This window comes from Oceanobacillus senegalensis, assembly GCF_900176885.1.
GTDB classification, from domain to species: Bacteria; Bacillota; Bacilli; order Bacillales; family Amphibacillaceae; genus Oceanobacillus; species Oceanobacillus senegalensis.
The window spans coordinates 485,166-506,607 of sequence record NZ_LT839648.1 but is presented as its reverse complement, the minus strand read 5'-3'; the positions used below and the strand labels follow the sequence as shown (position 1 = coordinate 506,607).

The 21,442-nt window shown below is 37.2% G+C and carries 17 protein-coding genes and 1 pseudogene; 5 read left to right on the top strand and 13 right to left on the bottom strand.

Annotation, left to right across the window (positions count from 1 at the left end):
* Positions 1-51: 51 nt before the first annotated feature.
* Together yhbH and CAO17_RS02305 are read right to left on the bottom strand one after the other, a co-directional pair.
* Positions 52-1,221, bottom strand: a complete 1,170-nt coding sequence (gene yhbH, locus CAO17_RS02310) for a sporulation protein YhbH (RefSeq protein WP_085991220.1) — start codon at positions 1,219-1,221, stop codon at positions 52-54.
* A 584-nt stretch (positions 1,222-1,805) separates the two neighbouring features.
* On the bottom strand, positions 1,806-3,701 hold the full coding sequence (locus tag CAO17_RS02305) for a PrkA family serine protein kinase (protein WP_085991219.1): 1,896 nt from the start codon (positions 3,699-3,701) through the stop codon (positions 1,806-1,808).
* Positions 3,702-3,965: 264 nt separating this feature from the next.
* On the opposite strand from CAO17_RS02305, the gene CAO17_RS02300 reads away from it, so the two are divergent.
* Positions 3,966-5,498: a Ppx/GppA family phosphatase gene (locus CAO17_RS02300; protein WP_179151870.1), complete on the top strand. Its 1,533-nt coding sequence runs from the start codon at positions 3,966-3,968 to the stop codon at positions 5,496-5,498.
* A 211-nt stretch (positions 5,499-5,709) separates the two neighbouring features.
* Positions 5,710-7,806 carry an RNA degradosome polyphosphate kinase gene (locus tag CAO17_RS02295; RefSeq protein ID WP_085991218.1) on the top strand — a complete coding sequence of 699 codons (2,097 nt, stop codon included), beginning with the start codon at positions 5,710-5,712 and terminating at the stop codon, positions 7,804-7,806.
* 172 nt (positions 7,807-7,978) lie between these two features.
* Here CAO17_RS02295 and CAO17_RS02290 read toward each other — a convergent pair whose 3' ends face one another.
* Positions 7,979-8,281: a heme biosynthesis protein HemY gene (locus tag CAO17_RS02290; protein WP_085991216.1), complete on the bottom strand. Its 303-nt coding sequence runs from the start codon at positions 8,279-8,281 to the stop codon at positions 7,979-7,981.
* Between the two features lie 281 nt (positions 8,282-8,562).
* The gene (locus tag CAO17_RS02285) at positions 8,563-9,387 is read right to left on the bottom strand and encodes an aldo/keto reductase (RefSeq protein WP_179151869.1); all 825 of its coding nucleotides are present in this window, start codon (positions 9,385-9,387) and stop codon (positions 8,563-8,565) included.
* Between the two features lie 174 nt (positions 9,388-9,561).
* Between CAO17_RS02285 and ppk1 the strand changes: the two are divergent.
* Positions 9,562-10,794: pseudogene (ppk1, locus tag CAO17_RS02280) on the top strand (polyphosphate kinase 1); the annotation flags it as partial.
* A gap of 172 nt (positions 10,795-10,966) precedes the next feature.
* On the opposite strand, the gene CAO17_RS02275 reads toward ppk1, so the two are convergent.
* The 5 genes from CAO17_RS02275 to CAO17_RS02255 form a co-directional block, all read right to left on the bottom strand.
* Entirely contained in the window at positions 10,967-11,269 is a 303-nt protein-coding gene (locus tag CAO17_RS02275) for a heme biosynthesis protein HemY (protein ID WP_085991216.1), read from the bottom strand.
* A 281-nt stretch (positions 11,270-11,550) separates the two neighbouring features.
* Positions 11,551-12,375, bottom strand: a complete 825-nt coding sequence (locus CAO17_RS02270) for an aldo/keto reductase (protein WP_179151869.1) — start codon at positions 12,373-12,375, stop codon at positions 11,551-11,553.
* Between the two features lie 126 nt (positions 12,376-12,501).
* Positions 12,502-13,557, bottom strand: a complete 1,056-nt coding sequence (locus CAO17_RS02265) for an ABC transporter permease (RefSeq protein WP_085991215.1) — start codon at positions 13,555-13,557, stop codon at positions 12,502-12,504.
* Complete coding sequence (locus tag CAO17_RS02260) at positions 13,554-14,498, bottom strand: ABC transporter ATP-binding protein (RefSeq protein ID WP_085991214.1); 945 nt, start codon at positions 14,496-14,498, stop codon at positions 13,554-13,556. The genes CAO17_RS02265 and CAO17_RS02260 overlap by 4 nt, the downstream gene beginning before the upstream one ends.
* A 2-nt stretch (positions 14,499-14,500) precedes the next feature.
* The gene (locus CAO17_RS02255; RefSeq protein ID WP_085991213.1) at positions 14,501-15,661 is read right to left on the bottom strand and encodes a COG1470 family protein; all 1,161 of its coding nucleotides are present in this window, start codon (positions 15,659-15,661) and stop codon (positions 14,501-14,503) included.
* A 212-nt stretch (positions 15,662-15,873) separates the two neighbouring features.
* On the opposite strand from CAO17_RS02255, the gene CAO17_RS02250 reads away from it, so the two are divergent.
* Together CAO17_RS02250 and CAO17_RS02245 are read left to right on the top strand one after the other, a co-directional pair.
* Positions 15,874-16,458 carry an RNA polymerase sigma factor gene (locus CAO17_RS02250; RefSeq protein WP_085991212.1) on the top strand — a complete coding sequence of 195 codons (585 nt, stop codon included), beginning with the start codon at positions 15,874-15,876 and terminating at the stop codon, positions 16,456-16,458.
* A complete protein-coding gene (locus tag CAO17_RS02245) occupies positions 16,448-17,164 on the top strand; it encodes an anti-sigma factor (protein WP_179151868.1) in 717 nt (238 codons plus the stop codon). Before CAO17_RS02250 ends, CAO17_RS02245 begins: the two co-directional genes overlap by 11 nt.
* 152 nt (positions 17,165-17,316) lie before the next feature.
* Here the strand turns inward: CAO17_RS02245 and CAO17_RS02240 are convergent, their stop codons facing one another.
* From CAO17_RS02240 to CAO17_RS02225, 4 genes are all read right to left on the bottom strand, one after another.
* Positions 17,317-18,369: a zinc-dependent alcohol dehydrogenase family protein gene (locus tag CAO17_RS02240; RefSeq protein WP_085991210.1), complete on the bottom strand. Its 1,053-nt coding sequence runs from the start codon at positions 18,367-18,369 to the stop codon at positions 17,317-17,319.
* Between the two features lie 84 nt (positions 18,370-18,453).
* Positions 18,454-18,873, bottom strand: a complete 420-nt coding sequence (locus tag CAO17_RS02235; RefSeq protein WP_085991209.1) for a Zn-ribbon domain-containing OB-fold protein — start codon at positions 18,871-18,873, stop codon at positions 18,454-18,456.
* Between the two features lie 2 nt (positions 18,874-18,875).
* Entirely contained in the window at positions 18,876-20,042 is a 1,167-nt protein-coding gene (locus CAO17_RS02230) for a thiolase C-terminal domain-containing protein (protein ID WP_085991208.1), read from the bottom strand.
* A gap of 26 nt (positions 20,043-20,068) precedes the next feature.
* Positions 20,069-21,424, bottom strand: coding sequence for an MFS transporter (locus CAO17_RS02225; protein WP_085991207.1), 1,356 nt, complete (start codon positions 21,422-21,424; stop codon positions 20,069-20,071).
* Positions 21,425-21,442: the final 18 nt, after the last annotated feature.

Here is a 21,442-nt window from a genome sequence, read left to right as displayed (position 1 = left end):
AATGCTTAAACCAAACGGAAATCCCCGGTTATGCTCCGGGGAATTTCCCACTTAAACTACTTCCTCTTCTTTTTGGAAAAATGTTTTCATCGCATGATATACATCACGTTTTTCCTTTAAAATATAATGCCTAAACTTCGGATCTTCAATGGTTCGATAAGCATTCATCAATGTAGAATAGCGATTATAGCCATTCACTTCCCCATATCCAAAAATTGCAGAAACATCCATAATTTGATTCACCAATTTAATACATTTTGCATTATCTGAAGTGATGTTTTCTCCATCTGAAAAATGGAATGGATAAATATTATAACGAGACGGGTTATATTTACCTTCTATCAGTTCTAAAGCCTTCATATATGCGGAAGAACAAATGGTTCCGCCGCTTTCTCCTTTATTGAAAAAGTCATCTTCAGATACAACCTTTGCCTCTGTGTGATGGGCAATAAATTCAATATCCACTGTTTCATATTTTGTACGTAAAAACCTGGTCATCCAGAAAAAAAAGCTTCTAGCCATATACTTTTCAAACGTACCCATAGATGCACTTGTATCCATCATCGCAAGGACAACCGCTTTGGATTCTGGTTTGACGATTTCATTCCATGTTTTAAAGCGGAGGTCATCATTATAAATAGGGGCTATCGAAGCCTTCTTCCCTTCTCTAGCATTCCTCTTAAGAGCTGTTAAAATAGTACGCTTTTTATCAATATTTCCCATCAACCCTTTTTTACGCACATCATTAAATTCAATATCCTCGACAACGATATCATCTTGTTCCTTTTGCTGTAAATTCGGTAATTCTAAATCTTTAAAAAGAGCTTCCTCTACTTCTTCAATAGAAACATCTGCCTCATAATAATCTTCACCAGGCTGATCACCGGCTTTTTTTCCTTGCCCTTTACCGGCCTGATCTCCTCTCCCTGGCTCCCTAGCAATAACGTCCCCAACTTGACTGTCACCATCGCCTTGACCAACATGTTTGTTTTTGTTGTAATTATAGCGAATCTTATATTCATCAAGTGAGCGAATTGGAATTTTAACGACTTCCCGACCGTTTGACATGATAATATTTTCCTCAGTAACGAGATCCGGCAAATTATTTTTGATGGCATCCTTTACCTTTTCAATATGGCGCTGCTGATCCTGATAGCCTTTACGATGGAGAGACCAGTCTTCCTGAGAGACAACAAAACTCGTCTTGTGCTTTTCCGACAATACGACCCTCTCCCTTTTAATTGAATTCTCTGTATTTTATCATTGCATAGATATTTGTTTAGAAAAACTCGTATTCGCATGCCCTTAAGCGAATGTGTTTGTTTTTCTTATACGTGGGACCTTAACAATTTTACTTCGTCCAATTTCTACTTTTCTAAATTTTATCATTTCCTAATCTGAAAAAGTAACTAGATTACTTTATTTATCATATGCAAAACCAAAACAGTTATTGCTACTTTTTTCTAAAACTAGATTAGAAAAGTAGTAAATAACCAGGGTATCATGGTAGAAAGTCTACCAGTTGCTAGGACATTCCCTACCATCCCTTCCATTCCAAATCTCCTAATTTTCTCATCTCGACGGCATATGTCACAGCATAGAACACAAAAAATTAAGATAGATAAAAAAACAAGACTAATTCCCTTTTTAGTCCTGTTTTTAAAACCATTCTTTCTTTTAACCAGTAAACACCTGATACGTTCAAGACCTTTAGGTCATACCTTCACTCAGTGGGGACGAAAAGAACCCCACTGAGTGAAGTTTCACTTTATCTATCTCTATAGGAAGCACCAAGCTTTAATTTACTATCGATTTAATAGGCTACCAACATAACGTAATAGTTCGTTTGCCGATGTTGAATTATAGCCATATTCATCGATCAGTCTCGCAATGACTTCGTTTACTTTCTTCAATTGAGATTCATCCGGTGTTTTCGATGAAGTTGTAATCTTCACGACATCCTTCAGATCAGCAAATAATTTCTTCTGAATTGCTTCACGTAGGCGTTCATGGGAATTATAATCAAAGCGCTTCCCTTTACGAGCAAATGCAGAAAGACGAATAAGAATTTCTTCACGGAATGCTTTTTTTGCATTTTCTGAAATACCAATTTGTTCTTCAATCGATCTCATCAGTTTCTCGTCTGGATTCATTTCCTCACCAGTTAATGGATCTCTTAGTTTATTATGGTTGCAGTATGCTTCAACATTATCCAAGTAGTTATCCATTAATGTTTTCGCTGATTCTTCATACGAATAAACAAATGCCTTTTGAACTTCCTTCTTGGCAATGTCATCATACTCTTTTCTAGCAATGGCAATATAATTCATATATTGTTCTTTATCTTCTTTAGAGATAGATGGATGCGCATCAAGACCTTCTTTTAAGGAACGCAATACATCCAGTGCATTAATCGATGGTGTTTCTTTTCGAATAATGGTTGAAGAAATACGGTTAATAACATAACGTGGATCAATTCCATCCATTCCCTCATCTGGGTATTCCTTCATTAGTTCATCGACATCTACATCATTAAAGCCTTCTACACTTTCTCCATTATATAATCTCAGTTTCTTGAGTAAGTCGACACCCTGTTTCTTAGAATCTTTCAATCTCGTTAACACAGAGAAGATAGCGGCAACCCTCAAGGCGTGTGGCGCTACATGGACATGCGCCATATCACTGGTTTTGATCATCTTTTCATAAATTTTTTCTTCTTCATCAACACGAAGATTGTAAGGGATTGGCATAACGATTATACGGGAATGCAAGGCCTCGTTCTTCTTGTTTGAAATAAAGGAGCGATATTCCGCTTCGTTCGTATGCGCGACGATTAGCTCGTCAGCTGAAATCAAAGCAAATCTACCAGCCTTAAAGTTCCCTTCCTGTGTAAGGGATAGCAAATGCCATAAGAATTTTTCATCAGATTTTAAGATTTCCTGAAATTCCATCATTCCACGGTTGGCCTTATTCAGTTCCCCATCAAAGCGATAAGCCCTCGGGTCAGACTCCGAACCATATTCTGCAATAGTTGAAAAGTCAATACTACCTGTTAAATCCGCAATATCCTGTGATTTCGGATCAGATGGACTAAACGTACCTATCCCAACTCGCTTATCCTCTGAGAAAAATATTCGCTCTACCATTACATCCTCGATTTTCCCATTATATTCCTTTTCAAGACGCATCGTATTAAGAGGTGATAAACTTCCCTCGATACGGATACCATATTCATCAAAAAATTCATCGCGTAAATGATGAGGAATTAAGTGTAGCGGATCCTCATGCATCGGGCAACCTTTAATCGCGTACACGGCACCAGCATCTGTACGAGAATATTCCTCTAAACCGCGCTTTAACATACTAACAATCGTGGACTTCCCACCACTTACTGGCCCCATTAATAGTAAAATTCGTTTTCGAACATCCAGTCGTTTTGCTGCTGGATGGAAATATTCTTCCACTAATTTTTCCAAGGCATCTTCTAATCCATAAATTTCTTTATCAAAAAACTTATATCTTTTTCTTCCATCCACTTCCTCGATTCCTGCATCTTTAATCATATTATAAACACGGGAATGAGCTGGCTGCGCAACTTCTGGTCTTTCTTTTATAATATCCAAGTACTCCGCAAACGTACCTTCCCATTTTAGGCTTTCCTCATTCTCTCGGTAGTTCCTCACCTTACCTAGGATATCCATCTATATAACCCCTCCATTATTACTGCGGTTTCTAAACTATATGCAAGTACATCTTATATCATTCATTACAAGTTATATTTTTACATTTTTCTTTCCTACAGACAGGAAACGTATTATTTCGGCAATATCCTATAAGTAATAGTCATTTCCTGGGGAATTTTTAGTAGAATATCCGAACGTTTGTCTTTCATTATTTCTTTACAATTCATTAAATGACAGGCGATTATGCAAGTGGTATAGTATTACCCAAACGAGGTGATAGCATTGCAAAAACATTATTATGCTGTGATTGATATTGGTTCTAATACAATGAGGTTGGTTATTTATTCTCGAATTAGCTCTGGCCGTCTCCATGAGGTTGAAAATGTTAAATCAGTTGCGCGGTTAAGAAATTACATAGATGCAAATGACTATTTAACGGAAGAAGGGATCCAAAAAATGTTGGATACCTTAAAAAGCTTTAAAGAAGTAGTTTCTTTCTATCAATTAAAAGCGTTTATTTGTGTTGCAACAGCATCCATCAGGCAAGCCAAGAATAAGCAAGAAATTCAAAATAGGGTAAAAAAACAACTAGACTGGGAAATGCGCATCCTATCTGAAAAAGAAGAAGCTTATTATGGGTACCTTTCTGTCGTCAATTCTACCTCGATAATAGAAGGTATTAGCGTTGATATTGGTGGTGGTAGTACAGAAGTTACTTACTTTAAGGATCGTATTTTGATGGAATCCCATAGTTTTCCTTTCGGTGCCTTAACCTTACAGCAATTTTTCACTGATACAAAATCAAAGGAAAAAGCATTAAACGAATTAAAACAATTCCTCTATCATGAATTCCAACATCTTGACTGGCTTCGGAAAAAGCAAATTCCATTAATTACCATTGGTGGAAGTGCGCGTAATTTAGCACAAATTGATCAGAGTATGAAAAACTATCCTCTAGCAGGGCTCCACCAATATAAAATGAACGACAGTGATATTGCAAGAGTACTGAATCACTTAATGCCTATGACAAGACAAGAATTAGAAAAAGTGGAGGGGCTTTCTAATGATCGGATAGATACGATTATTCCAGCTATTACGGTATTTCATAGTCTTTATGGAATAACAGATGCGACTGGTTTTGTATTAAGTAGAAAAGGGCTAAGAGATGGTGTCTTTTACGAGCTACTATCAGGCGATTCAAAACATAATTTATATCCAAATGTGTTAGAAGACAGCATTGAAGAATTAGTCCATGAATATAATTTAAATGTAGAACGAATTCAACATATTCAGTTACTTACTCGGAAGTTTTTCATTGGATTGAAAGAAAGAGGAATAGGTTCTTTAACTCAAAATGATTGGCAACTATTGGAACGCGCTTGTTTCGTTTATAACCTAGGACAGTATGTCGATTCAGAATCCAGTGCACAGCATACGTTTTACTTACTTGCTAACCGTACCCTTGACGGCTTAATGCACATCGATCGCTTAAAGCTAGCATTGATTGCATCCTTTAAAAACAAAACGCTTTTCAAACAATTCATTCATCCTTTTAAAAGTTGGTTTTTAAAGGAAGAACGAAAAAAGTTATCCTTACTTGGTGCCATTATCAAATTCATGTATTGCTTAGATGCAACGAAAAGACAGGTTGTACAAGAATTTGATATCGACATCAAAGAAAAATCAATTCATTTGCATTTCTATTGTAATAGGGATTATAAACCAGAAGAATTCCAAATGAATAAACAAAAAAAGCATTTAGAAAAAGCACTTAAGCATACAATTGTACTTAAATTTAGTAATACAGCTCCATAAAGCCTACAGATAACACGGATTACTCCCACTCCAATCCCCTAACTTAGGAGATTGGAGGGATTGGGTACAACATAACAAATTCATTTTATGTAAACGATTCCTCTACACACACTAGTTTATTAATTTCTAATTAACGAAACTTTACTATTTTTTTACATTCAACCGGTTTCATTTTTTGTATAATAAACACTAGTATGAAGGGGGAAAACTAATGGAAAACGTTGCTAACAGGGTGAATTTAGACAATCCATTGTATTACAACAACCGGGAGCTAAGTTGGCTAGCGTTTAACAACCGAGTTCTTGACGAAGCCTTCGATACAAAAAACCCTCTATTAGAACGGTTCAAATTTATTGCAATTTGTTCTTCCAATCTAGATGAGTTTTTTATGGTTCGGGTTGCTGGATTAAAGGATCAAGTGAAAGCGGGTTTTAATAAACCGGAGAATAAAGCGGGATTAACACCAAAACAACAATTAGAGTCTATTGCAGAGCAAAATCATATCCTTGTAAAAAAACAATACAACGGATACCAGAATTTAGTATCCTTGTTAGATCAACAGGAAGATATTTCGATTATATCGATTAATCAGTTATCCTTAGATGAGAAAATCAGGCTAGAAGACTATTTTGATGAGCAAATATTACCTGTTTTAACACCACTCGCCATTGATGCCTATCATCCATTTCCACTCTTAATGAACAAATCCATTAACTTGGCTATTGTGCTGGAGGATATAGTGGCTGAAGAAAATAAAACAAAGAATGCCATTGTACAGGTTCCAGCATTACTTGACAGATATATTAAGGTTGGGCGTAAAAACAAGTATATTTTATTGGAAGAAATTATATCCTATTTTCTATATAAATTATTTAAGGGATACCGTGTGAAATCCATCACTGAGTTTCGAATTACTAGAAATGCGGATTTGACCATTCATGAGGAAGGTGCACGTGACTTATTAAAAGAAATTGAAAAAGAACTTAAAAAACGCAAATGGGGTGCTGCAGTTCGTTTAGAGGTACGAAAAGGTAAAAATGATAAAGAGGTTGTTCGCTTTCTATTAAAGGTTCTGGAAATCCATGAAAAAGATTTATATGTGGTGGACGGTCCGTTGGATTTAACCTTTTTATTTAATTTCTATAAAGAAGTATATGCAGATAGAGAACAGTTGGTATATCAAACATTAATTCCGCAACATCCAAAGGATATTAAAAGTGATGAAAATGTGTTTGAAGCCGCGATAAAAAGGGATATTCTTCTACATCACCCGTATGAATCCTTTGAACCAGTTGTAGAAATGGTAACAGAGGCGGCGGAGGATCCTGAAGTATTAGCCATAAAGCAAACATTATATAGGGTCAGTGGGAACTCCCCAATTATTAAAGGCTTGAAACAAGCAGCAGAAAACGGAAAGCAAGTTACAGTATTAGTAGAATTAAAAGCCCGTTTTGATGAGGAACAAAATGTCCAGTGGGCAAAAGAACTGGAAAAAGCCGGATGCCACGTTATTTATGGAATGAATTCTTTAAAAACCCATTGTAAAATTACACTAGTAGTCAGAAAACGCAAAGAAAAAATAGAACGGTTTGTCCATTTAGGTACAGGAAATTATAATGACAAGACAGCTGAATCCTATACGGACATGGGGTTAATTACAACAAAACGAAAATTTGGAATCGATGCAACAAATTTTTTTAATTATTTAAGTGGTTTTACAGAAAAGCCAGATTTCCATCACATTTCAATGGCACCATTTGACATTCGCAAAGATTTCATACGCTATATTAACGAAGAAATTCGTTTTCATAAGGAACGAGGAACCGGACATATTGTCGCCAAAATGAATTCCTTAACAGATAAAGAGATTATTAAGAAGTTTTATGAGGCGTCCCAGGCTGGGGTGAAGATTGACTTAATTGTTCGTGGGATTTGTTGCCTAAAGCCAGGTCAAAAAGATGTCAGCGAAAACATTCGGGTTCGTAGCATAGTCGGCCGCTTTTTAGAGCATACCCGTATCTATTATTTTCATAGCAATGGAGATGAGCGAATCTTCCTCTCGTCTGCTGATTTAATGACTCGGAATATGGCAAAGCGAGTAGAATTGCTTTTTCCTATTTATGAAGCATCCATTAAAAATAGAATAAAGGAAATCCTAACGATTATACTAAACGATAATCTTAAAGCAAGGGAACAAGCTAGTGACGGATCTTATCACTATGTTGAAAAACAACGAGGGGAACCAGCTTTAGAGAGTCAAATGAAGTTATATGAAATGGCTTATAATGTCCTAGAGGATGAAGAATAATAGGTTAGAATACAGGAACCACACTATACTTTAAATAACATTCCTTCATATTAAGAATGATGGCACCTATTAATGGGCCATCATTTTTTTAAAATGGTTGTTTACAAACTAAGTCGGATTTAAAGCAAACAAAATTGTTTACAAATTAATTCTTTATTCTCCATACCGACTTTTAGTGATGGTGGTGTCCACCTTTAGAAGGGTTCGTGATAACAAATCCTTCATCATCTACATGGAAGTATTGAATCCAAATTCCATCTAGAAATTCCTCACGTGTATCGAGGAGAATATCAATGTCCTTATCCGTTTTCACCACTTCATCATGTTCCTGTGGGGTATCATAAGCAATACCATAGTGAGCATGATCCCCGTGCATATGTGATATGTATATACGAATCATCTTCCCTTGTGCTTCTTCCGTTTCTAACATTTTTTTGAACTGTTTAGCTGCATTACGATTAATCTTTACCTTCATGTTACTATCTCCAATCTTTGTCAGATTCTAGTTTAGATCATGGCTGTTTTTCAAATCAACCATTGTTAATTATCTCATAAAGAAAGACAACCTGTCACTTAAGGAAAACTTTAAAAAATTACTTTACCCTTGCATTATTTATATTGTGAGGTACTTATATCTTTATCCCTGTAAGTACCATTTAAAACACCCTTTCCACAATAGTGGAAAGGGTTCAATCCTAATAATAATACTATCCAGCTAACTAAAACTTCAAAAAATCCGTGTGAATCACAATAATTTTAATAGTCTTCTGGATTTGGGCCTTTGCGGTCATTGATATTTAATGCACTTATTTTCTTCATTTCCTCATCTGTTAGGGAGAAATCAAAGACATCAGCATTTTCTGCAATCCGCTCCTCCCTCACAGATTTTGGAATAGTAATTACCTTATTTTGAATATCCCAGCGCAAAATGACTTGTGCTGATGTTTTTCCATATTTCTTAGCTATATCTACAATCACCGGTTCATCTAAAAGATCCCCTCTTTTAAGCGGAGACCATGCTTCTAGCTGAATATTTTTCTTCTCACAGAATGCTTTTACCTCTTCTTGAGTAAGATGTGGATGGTATTCAACCTGATTGAGTACTGGTTTCACTTTAGCATCCTTTAGTAAATCCTCTAGATGATACACTTGAAAGTTACTTACACCAATGGCACGAACTTTTCCATCCGCATAAAGTTTTTCCAATGCGCGCCATGTCTCTTTATATTTACCAGTCACTGGCCAATGCACTAAGTATAAATCAAGATATTCCAAATCCAGTTTCTTTAAACTTTCATCAAAAGCCTTTAATGTGCTTTCATAACCTTGCTGATTGTTCCATACCTTCGAGGTAACAAAGATTTCCTCTCTTGGTACACCAGATTCTTTTATAGCTTGTCCCACGCTTTCCTCATTTTTATAATAGGAAGCCGTATCAATCAATCGATAACCAGCTTTAAGTGCGGTTTTAACTGAAAATAAAGCAGTTTCTCCATCATCCACTTTGTAAACACCTAACCCAAAACCAGGCATCTCTATCCCATTGTTCAACATTACGGTATCTTGCAAATGAGTTATCATGGTTCATCCTCCATTTCTTATTGTATCTAAGGTGATTTTACCATACTGTATGAGGATAGTTGTGGTACTTTCTTTCATCCCCAAATACCTCCAATGGAAAAAACCAGCCAATTCTATAGCTGGTTTTTAATTAGCACGTATTTCCTGACGCATAAAAAGAATATATGCAATANGGAAATCCATGAAAAAGATTTATATGTGGTGGACGGTCCGTTGGATTTAACCTTTTTATTTAATTTCTATAAAGAAGTATATGCAGATAGAGAACAGTTGGTATATCAAACATTAATTCCGCAACATCCAAAGGATATTAAAAGTGATGAAAATGTGTTTGAAGCCGCGATAAAAAGGGATATTCTTCTACATCACCCGTATGAATCCTTTGAACCAGTTGTAGAAATGGTAACAGAGGCGGCGGAGGATCCTGAAGTATTAGCCATAAAGCAAACATTATATAGGGTCAGTGGGAACTCCCCAATTATTAAAGGCTTGAAACAAGCAGCAGAAAACGGAAAGCAAGTTACAGTATTAGTAGAATTAAAAGCCCGTTTTGATGAGGAACAAAATGTCCAGTGGGCAAAAGAACTGGAAAAAGCCGGATGCCACGTTATTTATGGAATGAATTCTTTAAAAACCCATTGTAAAATTACACTAGTAGTCAGAAAACGCAAAGAAAAAATAGAACGGTTTGTCCATTTAGGTACAGGAAATTATAATGACAAGACAGCTGAATCCTATACGGACATGGGGTTAATTACAACAAAACGAAAATTTGGAATCGATGCAACAAATTTTTTTAATTATTTAAGTGGTTTTACAGAAAAGCCAGATTTCCATCACATTTCAATGGCACCATTTGACATTCGCAAAGATTTCATACGCTATATTAACGAAGAAATTCGTTTTCATAAGGAACGAGGAACCGGACATATTGTCGCCAAAATGAATTCCTTAACAGATAAAGAGATTATTAAGAAGTTTTATGAGGCGTCCCAGGCTGGGGTGAAGATTGACTTAATTGTTCGTGGGATTTGTTGCCTAAAGCCAGGTCAAAAAGATGTCAGCGAAAACATTCGGGTTCGTAGCATAGTCGGCCGCTTTTTAGAGCATACCCGTATCTATTATTTTCATAGCAATGGAGATGAGCGAATCTTCCTCTCGTCTGCTGATTTAATGACTCGGAATATGGCAAAGCGAGTAGAATTGCTTTTTCCTATTTATGAAGCATCCATTAAAAATAGAATAAAGGAAATCCTAACGATTATACTAAACGATAATCTTAAAGCAAGGGAACAAGCTAGTGACGGATCTTATCACTATGTTGAAAAACAACGAGGGGAACCAGCTTTAGAGAGTCAAATGAAGTTATATGAAATGGCTTATAATGTCCTAGAGGATGAAGAATAATAGGTTAGAATACAGGAACCACACTATACTTTAAATAACATTCCTTCATATTAAGAATGATGGCACCTATTAATGGGCCATCATTTTTTTAAAATGGTTGTTTACAAACTAAGTCGGATTTAAAGCAAACAAAATTGTTTACAAATTAATTCTTTATTCTCCATACCGACTTTTAGTGATGGTGGTGTCCACCTTTAGAAGGGTTCGTGATAACAAATCCTTCATCATCTACATGGAAGTATTGAATCCAAATTCCATCTAGAAATTCCTCACGTGTATCGAGGAGAATATCAATGTCCTTATCCGTTTTCACCACTTCATCATGTTCCTGTGGGGTATCATAAGCAATACCATAGTGAGCATGATCCCCGTGCATATGTGATATGTATATACGAATCATCTTCCCTTGTGCTTCTTCCGTTTCTAACATTTTTTTGAACTGTTTAGCTGCATTACGATTAATCTTTACCTTCATGTTACTATCTCCAATCTTTGTCAGATTCTAGTTTAGATCATGGCTGTTTTTCAAATCAACCATTGTTAATTATCTCATAAAGAAAGACAACCTGTCACTTAAGGAAAACTTTAAAAAATTACTTTACCCTTGCATTATTTATATTGTGAGGTACTTATATCTTTATCCCTGTAAGTACCATTTAAAACACCCTTTCCACAATAGTGGAAAGGGTTCAATCCTAATAATAATACTATCCAGCTAACTAAAACTTCAAAAAATCCGTGTGAATCACAATAATTTTAATAGTCTTCTGGATTTGGGCCTTTGCGGTCATTGATATTTAATGCACTTATTTTCTTCATTTCCTCATCTGTTAGGGAGAAATCAAAGACATCAGCATTTTCTGCAATCCGCTCCTCCCTCACAGATTTTGGAATAGTAATTACCTTATTTTGAATATCCCAGCGCAAAATGACTTGTGCTGATGTTTTTCCATATTTCTTAGCTATATCTACAATCACCGGTTCATCTAAAAGATCCCCTCTTTTAAGCGGAGACCATGCTTCTAGCTGAATATTTTTCTTCTCACAGAATGCTTTTACCTCTTCTTGAGTAAGATGTGGATGGTATTCAACCTGATTGAGTACTGGTTTCACTTTAGCATCCTTTAGTAAATCCTCTAGATGATACACTTGAAAGTTACTTACACCAATGGCACGAACTTTTCCATCCGCATAAAGTTTTTCCAATGCGCGCCATGTCTCTTTATATTTACCAGTCACTGGCCAATGCACTAAGTATAAATCAAGATATTCCAAATCCAGTTTCTTTAAACTTTCATCAAAAGCCTTTAATGTGCTTTCATAACCTTGCTGATTGTTCCATACCTTCGAGGTAACAAAGATTTCCTCTCTTGGTACACCAGATTCTTTTATAGCTTGTCCCACGCTTTCCTCATTTTTATAATAGGAAGCCGTATCAATCAATCGATAACCAGCTTTAAGTGCGGTTTTAACTGAAAATAAAGCAGTTTCTCCATCATCCACTTTGTAAACACCTAACCCAAAACCAGGCATCTCTATCCCATTGTTCAACATTACGGTATCTTGCAAATGAGTTATCATGGTTCATCCTCCATTTCTTATTGTATCTAAGGTGATTTTACCATACTGTATGAGGATAGTTGTGGTACTTTCTTTCATCCCCAAATACCTCCAATGGAAAAAACCAGCCAATTCTATAGCTGGTTTTTAATTAGCACGTATTTCCTGACGCATAAAAAGAATATATGCAATAGCAAAGCAAATGAGGGTAGCGGCAATTAATCCAGTGAGTTGTGGCCAGATTAATAATAGACTCTGGCTAAGTGGTAATGGCCCCGCCACTGCCCCTGTAGCTTGTTCCACAGTTAGTGGACCAAGACTGCGAACGGACGGCGATAAGAGAATCGTGGTTGATTCACTGAATAAAAAATTAGGGGAAAGTCGCATGAAATTCAAAACCGTCCCTTGTGCATTTACTGCATCAGACATGCTTGTTATGGAAGATGTATTCAGCAAAGAACGAGACAATAATTGAACAATCATCGAATAAAAGATGGTAAAAAATATCCACACGGCCATGCTTGATAAAGCAGATGTTGCCGAGTTTTTAAACAGAACGGAAAATAATATTCCTAAATTTAACCAAAAAGCAATATAAACAATACATACGATAAGAAAGCCCATTACACGGAAAAACTCTTCTGTCGTTGGCGGGATTCCAAGTATCAGGATTCCCAATCCCATCACAATAAAGCCTAAAGAAAAGATTAGAATTGTATTTAAGAGCAATGCAGCAATAAACTTAGCATTTAACACATAATCTCTTGGAATCGGCTGAGCCATTAATCTACTAAGTGTTCCTTTATTTCGCTCTGCATTTATCGCATCAAACCCGAGAGCAATACCAAACAATGGCCCGAGAAAACTAACGAAGGTAATAAAGGAAGGTAACGTACCATCAGAAATAGTAAACAATTGTAAAAAGAGGTAAGAGTTTCCTTCGAGCTTCTCGGCAGCACCACTATCAAGAGTATCAGTTATAGCCGTTACAGCTGTATACAGTGATCCAAAGCAAGCTAGTAAAATAATAGTTAGTAAAATAATGATACGCCAGCTTCTAATTAAATCGGTAAATTCCTTACGTACAATCGCTATAAATGCTGATTTATTTTCCTCTCCTGTTCTATTCTTGACACGATTCTTTGTGAAAAGCTTTTCTAATCGGTTTCCAATAATCTTTTCTTTTACATTCGCGAGATTCATGTATGATCACGCCCTTCAAAATAACGATGATATATTTCGTCTAGGCCAAAGTTTTTATTACTAATATGATATAAGGAGGCGCCTGATTCAATAATAATTCGACTAATGGTAGAGCTTAAATCTTTCTTACAATAGATATCTAGCCCATTTTCTACCTCCTCCATTTTCGTTATACCTTCGATTGCCTGAATTGTTTCCAATAATGATTGATGGAGTGGAGAGGCTTCTACATGAATGACAAACGTATTTTCTTCAAACAATTGCTGTGCAAGGCTCATAATATCTCCTTCTGCTAATAATTTCCCATTTACAAAAATCCCAACACGATCACAAATTTGTTGTACCTGATGTAGATGGTGGGAAGATAATAATACCGTAATCCCTTCCTCTTCACTTAACTCGCGAATCATTTTTAGTAACTCCCGAACACCTTCAGGGTCAATTCCTAATGTAGGTTCGTCCAAAATAACTACTTCTGGTTTTTTCATCAGTACATCTGCGAGCCCTAGTCGCTGCTTCATTCCTCGCGAATATTTTCCCGTCTTCTTTTTTGCCGATTCTGTTAGGTTAACTTTCTCCAATAAATAATCGGATCTCTCCTTAGCAATATTCCTTGGGATATGATTAAGCTCTGCCGTATACATTAAGTTCTCAAAGCCAGTCATATTCGGATAAAAACCTAAATTATCGGGTAAATAGCCGACCATTCGCTTTACCTCAATTGGATTTCGGGTCGAATCCATTCCGGAAACAAGAATACTACCAGAAGTTGGCTCACTTAATCCCAACATCATGAGAATCGTAGTTGTTTTTCCTGCACCATTCGGACCAAGCAAACCAAAAACCTCCCCCTTAGGAATGGAAAGAGACAGATTATTTACGGCAAACTGTCCATCATATTGTTTGCTCACATTTTTCAATTCAATAATCGGAGCAGTCACACTTATCTCCTCCCATATTTTTTAATCATATAGTATAATCCAGCAACAACTCCTAAAATAATGAGAACACCGATTATGCCCCATAGAGTAGAAGTATGGACGGAAACTCGAAAATCTGCTTCCGCTGATGTTTCTGCTGCAGAGGCTTTAAAGGTCGTGACATAATCACCAGCAATCGCCTCATCCGATGCAGTTAATGTCGCCTTAACGGTTGCCGATTCACCAGGTGCAATTTCTGGGATCGTGCTAGTATCAAATTCGCTTTCCCAGTTCGGTGGAGTTGAAGCTGAAAGTTCAACATTGGTTAATGGTGCAGTTCCTGTGTTTTCCACTACCAAATCAATGACTCGATCTCCTCCAGAAGTAATATCTGCACTTAAAATCCCCTTTGGTGTGGTTAATTTAAGGTCATAGGAACCTGTGATAACAGCCTCCAACGTTGTTTCAACTGATGTCCCACTACCAGCAGCTGATATTCCTATTTCATAGGTATCTGCGCTCGCATTTTCTGGTGGAGTAACATCAATCGTGATATCCTTTTCGCTATTTGGTTCCACTGTTACAGAAGTGACATTATCACTTCCATTCTTAAACTGTACTCCCCATCCTTCTGGTGCATTTGCTGTTAAGGCATAGTTTTGCTCCTCAGCAGTTCGATTTTTTAATGTTGCCGAATAAGAGAAAGAGGAATCCGTTTGACCTTGAAGATTGGGCTGGTCTACATTTAATTCCGTTTCAAAAGTTCCTTCTTCCGCTAATTTAACTAGAAAAGGTAGTTCTGTACTTCTTCCATTTTGATCAGTTGCAACTAAATTAAATTCATAATCTGCCTGTTCAATTTCTAATGGAACGGTGACTTCTAACGTAATTTGCTCCTCACTATTTCCACGTACGGATAGTTGTTCAATCGCATTTCCATTTGCTGTAATCGTGTGTTTCCAGCCTTCCGGTAATCCTTCCAAATCAAATGTGACATTTTGTATCGTTGATTCGTTATTAATCACATCAATGGTATAATCAATGGTCTCCCCCGGAGTAGCTGACAGACCTGTGTAGGGAGTATATAAAGTGGCCTGAGCAAAGACTGGAGCAACTCCCAAAAATGAAGTCATAGTAAGTACAATAGTTAAAACAGATAACAATCGTTTCAACATACCACTCATCCTCTCTATAATTTTTTTCATAATTGTTACGATGGAAATTTTATTTTGGATTTGTTTTTTTGAAAAAAATTTGTTAAAAATTAACCGTAACTTCTATTTCTTATAGAACGTCACAATAATAGAGACATATACATTTCGTAGTGATAATACTGCATATTTCTCTTATCAAAAGAATCATAGCCTAGTAATAATGAAAAAGGAGGCCAATACATGTGGATAACAATCAAGAAAGCGTTGAATTGTTAAAACAAATTAAAAATGGTTCAAAGGATGCGTTCAATCCTTTCTATGAAATACATAGCTCCTTTGTTTTCCATATTGCTTATCAAGTAACCGGAAATCGAGTAGAGGCTGAGGATATTTGTCATGATGTTTTTATAGAGGTTTTTCAAAAAGCTGCTCAATATAAGCCAAATAAGGGTAGTGTGAGGGCTTGGCTCGCTGTTAAAACAAAAAGCAGATCGATTGATAGACTTCGTAAAAAGAAGCCACTCCTTATCCAAAAGTTAGAATCTCTTTCATATCAGGAGGTACAAGGAGCTGACCTAGCTTTTTTAAAAGAAATAGAAAGCAAGATTATTCTTGAAGCATTAAATCATATACCTAAATCCCAGCGCGAAGCCATTTATCGATCTTATTTTAAAGGGGAAACCCATAAGCAAATTTCCCAAGACATGCAAAAGCCATTAGGTTCGGTAAAATCCTTAATTCGTTACGGATTACAAAATCTACGAAAACAAAAATCTATTTTAAGATGGACCGGGTCAAATGGGGGTGCAAACCGACATGAATTATAGTTCGCACATCTCTGAAGAAAAGATTATTGATGTAGCATTAGGACAAGCTACAGAGAATGTTAGACATGAGGTACTTCAACATACAGAGGTTTGTGAGACATGTCAAGATAAACTATTAAACTGGAAACAACTATTTAAGGAAAATTCGACTGAAAAGCCAAGTCCTACAGTTAAGGAGAAAATATGGGATGATTTGGCTACAGTGAAAACTCCTATCGCAAAGAAACGAAAAAAAAGAGCCATTGTTTTCGGGTCTATCAGTTCAGCAGCTATTGTCTTTCTTGCAATAGGACTTCTCTTTTTCAATAAACCAAGAGAAGGATCCTATCAAGTGGTCCATAATGATGACATTCAAATCGATATTTTCCAACCAGATGATTCCACCGAACAAATATCTGTCATACCTGTAGCAGATTTTACAGATGTATCAGGGAATTTATGGTTTAACGACACCACTCATGAGATGCTACTTGAAGTAGATGGCTTAACCAATCTTGCCGACCATGATTATCAATTATGGTTTGTCTATAAGGATAATAAAATTAAAGGAGGGGAAGTCCTCTCCATACAGGATGGTGTATCACGTGTGTTCTTTAGAGGGAAGGATATTGATCAATTCAAATTACTAAAGGCAAGTGTGGAACCGATTGGTGGAAGCGCCAAACCAACCGGACCAGAAACATTTATCGTTCCATTGGATAAATAAATAGAGATTATGGGTAACTTAAGTAATCAGATTTATGTAGCAAATCACACAGAGGAAAACCGATACGTCTAAATTAAAAACCAATTTCCATCCCCGATAATTATGAAAGTTAAAGCACTGTGGGAATCTCCACAGTGCTCCTTTTACTTTAGCTACCACTTGTTAACCACGCTTAGCCCCGGTGCATTAAACTCTCCCATATCCTCTAGAATATCAGCAGCTTCTTCCAAACTCACTTTTCTAGTAATCATTTTTTCCGGCTGCAATACGCCACTTTCAATCATACTGAGCATAGCTGGGAATCTAGGGACAGGCATATTGGAAGAGCCAATAAATTCTATTTCTTTTACAACAATTAAATCAACTGGTAATTCGACTTTTCCTCGCTCATCAGCAGATGTCATCCCTAGCTGGAGATGTCTTCCCCGCTTACGTAAACTGTTAACTGAATTTTGGCAAGTAACTGCAGCCCCTAAAGCATCTACCGAAACATGTGTCCCACCATCTGTGATTTCCATGATTTTTTGAACGGCATCTTCTTTACTCCCATTTATCGTAACTTCCGCACCAAATTCTTTAGCAAGTTCCAAGGATTCGTCATTAATATCAACAGAGATAACTCTTGCTCCCATAGCACTAGCGACATGTGTCACACATAATCCAAGACCACCACTTCCATGAACCGCAACCCACTCCCCTGGTTGTAATCTTGCTTGATCGATTAAGCCATGAAATGCAGTCATGAATCGACAACCTAATGCACCACCAGCTTCAAAAGAAATCGAATCAGGTAAAATCACAACATTTCGATCGGCATTAGGGACTTGAACATATTCTCCATATCCGCCCCAATAAGTAACACCAACAATGCTACCATGATCACAAATATTTGAGTGGCCCGTCATACAGTACTCACATGTACCCTCTCCATGTGCGTGAGGAACAACGACCCGATCTCCTTTTTTAAACTTTGTAACATTTTTCCCCACCTGCTCTACTACACCTGAGAATTCATGCCCAAGTACATGTGGGAGCTCTAAGTTCATTCCTATCCATCCTAAATCACCTTTGATAAAGTGATGATCACTTCTACAAATTCCATTTGCTTTCACCCGGATAATGACACCATCATCGGTTAGGGTCGGTTCTGGGACATCTTGGATCTCCAATTTTTTGTTAAACTCTGTTAATACTAATGCTTTCATACGTATTCCTCCTCATAAATTTGGACTTATATGAAAAATGATAATACACTAGGTTAAAAGAAATACCCACCTGTTGAAAAAGGGCTAGCTTAATGGAAGCGGGGTAAATTTAGGGATCGATATCTCTTCAGACCAGTCTTCAAAAGTAACCATTACCTCCTGACCAACCTTGACCTCCTCTGGTTTACAACCAACTACATTACTCATCAAGCTTGGCCCTTCTTCCAATTCAATGATGGCGACGACATAGGGAACGTCCTTCGCATAAGCCTTTGATATAGCCCTGTAAATAATCGTATACGTCTTCACCTTTCCTCGACCCGTAGCACTCATCCAATCTATATTCCTGCTCATACAATCTGTACACATAATTCGCGGATAAAATTGATAATGTCCACACTCATTGCATTGCTGAATGAGTAATTCACGCTTACGACAGCCTTGCCAAAATTTTTCCGTCTCTACCGTGGGTTCTGGGAAGTTTTTTCCGATATGCTCTTCCATATCTACACCTCCCTACCTAAAATAAGTGTTGTATGACTTGACATGATACCCCCCTGGCCATGTACGAGCCCCACTTCCACATCAGGTACCTGCCTTCTTCCTGCTTCATGCCTTAACTGCAGGACGGCCTCTGTTAAGTGGAACATAGAGCCTGGATTACCAGGGTGGCAATGGGAAAGCAGACCACCATGTGTGTTAATTGGTAGATTTCCCCCAAGCTCAATCGCTCCACTTTCAACAAAGGAGCCCCCTTCCCCTTTTTCGCAAAAGCCTAAATCCTCTAATTCAATCAGAACGGTTGGAGTGAAACAATCGTATAGTTCAGCAAAATCAATATTTTCTGGCCCTAGTCCTGCCATCTCGTACGCTCGTTGTCCTGAGTCTTTTGCTGCAGATGTTGTCAGACTCTGAGCTTGGCTAATATGCTCATGTCGATGTCCTTCACCAACTCCCAATAAATAAACAGGTTGTCGTGACATATTTTTCGCGCTTTTAGTCGATGTAAGAATCACAGCTGACCCCCCATCCGATATGAGAGAACAATCATAGAGATGTAATGGATCGGCAATCATTCGTGAATGGACAACATCCTCGACTGTAATTAATTCGCGTTTTTGTGCTGCTGGATTTAAGTTTGCATGCTTCCTAGCAGCAACCGCAATTCTCGCAAATTGTTCTGATGTTGTTCCATATTCGGCCATATGAGCCCTACCAATTAGTGCATACAAAGAAGGAACAGACGGACCATAGGGTGATTCAAACTGTGCATGACCTGTGGATGCTTGGGTATTCATAGCTTTTTCCTTTGATATACCACTTCTAAGACTGTCTGCCATAGTGATAAGGACCGTTTCACACATACCAGTCGCAATCGCTGAAGCAGCATGATGAAGAAGGGAAAATGTTGTGCCTCCTCCTGTACCAACACTCAAACAATATTTCGGATTAATTTGTAAGTATTCCGCCATCGCCTCAGAGTGATATAAAAATGGCTCAGCAAAGGAATCACAGGTAATAAGTCCATCAATCTCGTCTTTTGTTATACCAGCATCGTCCATTGCTTTTAACGCCGCATCCATACCAAGTTGTGTAGGGGACATATGAGGAACAACACCAACTTCCGAATCTGCTGCACCAACAATCGCTACTTTACCTCGTAATGTTTCCAAGTAATCCCCTCCTTTTCTATATGGAACTATCCATTAGAATACTTTGTTACACCGACTTTTAATTCATTACTGCTTTCCATCTTAAACTCGCTATATCGATCCTGTACAAAAGTAATTGCTATAGCTGCTAAAATTCCTGGAATAGCAAACATGATAAAATTTATGATAATTGGTACATTTAAATCTAATAATAGACCTCCCATTGCTGGCCCAACAATTGCGCCAAAACGACCCATTCCTAATGCCCAGCCAACACCGGTTGATTTAGCGAATCCTGGATAGAATTTAGAAGCATAGGCATTGTTAACAGCCTGCCCCCCAGTTGTACATGCACCAGCTATTCCTACTAAAATATATAAAAGCACTGCTTCAAATTGAAAACCAAATAGGGTTAAGCTAATAGCTCCTAACAAAAACATCCCTATCAGAATTTTCTTGGAACCTATTCGGTCTGCTAGCAGTCCTCCACCAACTTGGCCAAACATAGCTCCAAAGTTTAAGGCAAGCAAAAACATTAAACTAGATTGTAATGGATACCCAGCCTCGACCATAATCTGTGGTAGCCAAGTACCAAGACCATATACCATTAAAAGGAGCATAAAGGTAGAAACCCAAAATGCAAGCGTGGAAACTCCCCGTTTTTCTTTAAAAAGCTCTACAGCAGGAACACCCTTTTTTGGTAAATCTATTTCGAAAACTTGGTCATTCGTTGGAACATGAGAAGGATTAACCTTTTTCAAAATAGAATGTACCCTATCATAATTATTTTTCTTTAGATAAAAGGATAAGGAATCTGGCAAATATTTAATTAAAAATGGGACAACTAATAACGGAAATCCGCCAAATATAAACATCCATTCCCATCCTATATTTGTAATGATGCTTGAACCAACCAGTGCAACGAATATTCCACCGACTGCAAACCCTGTTGATGCAACACCTATTAGCATGCTCCTAACTGTTTTTGGAACATAATCAGAAATAAGGGCGATAACAATAGGCATGACCCCACCTAATGCTAAGCCAGCAATAAATCGATAAATGGCAAAATCAACAGGACCAAATGCAATACCACATAACATGGTAAAAAAGCTAAATGAAATAACGCAGGTAATAATTGTTATTTTTCTACCAAACTTGTCAGAGAAAATACTAAAAATTAAGTTTCCTATTAAACTCCCTATAAGTGTCAGACTCCCAATAAAACCAGCTGTGCTAGAGGAAATAGACCATTCATCAATAAGGCTTGGAATAACAGATCCATAAACCATAAGGTCATAACCATCTGCTAGGAGAATAAAAAATCCCCAGCATACTAAAATGAAATGAAAGGAATTAAATTTACTCTCATCAATCACTTTACTAACATTTATTTTTTCCACATCGGAACCCTCCGAGAA

Excerpts from the sequence above, each read along its gene's own strand:
- CAO17_RS02305 (WP_085991219.1), bottom strand. The coding sequence starts at position 3,701 with ATGGATATCCTAGGTAAGGTGAGGAACTACCGAGAGAATGAGGAAAGC.
- CAO17_RS02295 (WP_085991218.1), top strand. The coding sequence starts at position 5,710 with ATGGAAAACGTTGCTAACAGGGTGAATTTAGACAATCCATTGTATTAC.
- CAO17_RS02290 (WP_085991216.1), bottom strand. The coding sequence starts at position 8,281 with ATGAAGGTAAAGATTAATCGTAATGCAGCTAAACAGTTCAAAAAAATG.
- CAO17_RS02285 (WP_179151869.1), bottom strand. The coding sequence starts at position 9,387 with ATGATAACTCATTTGCAAGATACCGTAATGTTGAACAATGGGATAGAG.
- CAO17_RS02275 (WP_085991216.1), bottom strand. The coding sequence starts at position 11,269 with ATGAAGGTAAAGATTAATCGTAATGCAGCTAAACAGTTCAAAAAAATG.
- CAO17_RS02270 (WP_179151869.1), bottom strand. The coding sequence starts at position 12,375 with ATGATAACTCATTTGCAAGATACCGTAATGTTGAACAATGGGATAGAG.
- CAO17_RS02265 (WP_085991215.1), bottom strand. The coding sequence starts at position 13,557 with ATGAATCTCGCGAATGTAAAAGAAAAGATTATTGGAAACCGATTAGAA.
- CAO17_RS02255 (WP_085991213.1), bottom strand. The coding sequence starts at position 15,661 with ATGAGTGGTATGTTGAAACGATTGTTATCTGTTTTAACTATTGTACTT.
- CAO17_RS02245 (WP_179151868.1), top strand. The coding sequence starts at position 16,448 with ATGAATTATAGTTCGCACATCTCTGAAGAAAAGATTATTGATGTAGCA.
- CAO17_RS02240 (WP_085991210.1), bottom strand. The coding sequence starts at position 18,369 with ATGAAAGCATTAGTATTAACAGAGTTTAACAAAAAATTGGAGATCCAA.
- CAO17_RS02235 (WP_085991209.1), bottom strand. The coding sequence starts at position 18,873 with ATGGAAGAGCATATCGGAAAAAACTTCCCAGAACCCACGGTAGAGACG.